The organism is Pseudoalteromonas sp. TAE79 (assembly GCF_000498015.1).
Classification (GTDB): domain Bacteria; phylum Pseudomonadota; class Gammaproteobacteria; order Enterobacterales; family Alteromonadaceae; genus Pseudoalteromonas.
In genome coordinates this window covers 1-991 of sequence record NZ_AUTL01000038.1, presented here as the reverse complement: position 1 = coordinate 991, position 991 = coordinate 1, and the positions used below count along the sequence as shown (strand labels likewise).

General features: G+C 44.9%; 1 protein-coding gene and 1 pseudogene. Both read right to left on the bottom strand.

The features are described from left to right. On the bottom strand, window positions 1-570 hold a 570-nt coding region (locus tag L655_RS0101080), incomplete at its 3' end, for a spondin domain-containing protein (RefSeq protein ID WP_024603808.1). Between the two features lie 10 nt (window positions 571-580). Then, a pseudogene (locus L655_RS01000000124840) lies at window positions 581-991 on the bottom strand (spondin domain-containing protein); the annotation flags it as partial.

Genomic DNA, 991 nt, shown 5'->3' with positions numbered 1-991 from the left:
GGCAGGACCTGGCACAGTTTCAGCTGTTTCTGTATTTGCTTCCGTACCCGCATCATAAGCAGTCGTAGTGCGTGATAACGAACCGCCAACTTCTAATGTTGATACATCTAAAGAACCAAGACCGGTAAAAGCATCATTTGTATTCCCAAGCATGGCAGCAAATGACAAATTAAGCGTTTCTTGCTCTTCAACAGTAATGATCACTGTGGTGGTTTCACCAGGGCCAATAGCGCCTTCAGCTGAAACTGCAGCAAGTGCACTTTCGTAGCTGAGGTATTCTTCATTTGCACCGCTTTCTGCAAGCATTTCTAAGCCCACAGAAGCTGTTGTACCGAAGGTCCAAGGTGCTTCATCTTCAAAAGCAATGACAGAGAGTGGTGACAAAGGCTGTCCTGCAGTTAAGTTACTAAAAGTAATAGTAAACTCACTGATCACAGGTTCTACAACAATTGGCTCAACAACGACCGGCTCTTCAACAACTGGGTCGTTATCATTATCGCTACACGCTGCAAGTGTGGTTGCAAGTGCAAGCACTAGTAGACTTTTTTTAAGGTTGTTAGCAGATGACATAATCATGCTCCTACTTAACTGTAACGGTTAATTGCGCTACTGGGTTTAACCATCTGTGTACTGTATTACTTAAATCGCTATTACCCGCTTCTAAATCGTCATCACCTAAGCTACCCGGGTGAATATGAATGTTAGTATTTGTATCACCACTTAATACACCTGTACCGCCAGTGCCAGCGTCGCCACCTGGAGCCGCAGGAATACCCGGAGTACCTGGTGCGCAGAGCCTTCAACTACAAGCTCATTGTTCTGTGCCTGCATCGTAAGCATTTAAATTAATTGTGTAAGTACCCGCTTCTGTTGGGATTTTCCAGCTGTTTAAGCCTACAAAGCCATCATTAGTTGGTAGCATCATTGCAGTTAAAGATAGGTACTCGTTACCGTCGGTAGTGGTAAGTGTTGCCGTTGTAGATGCGGCTGG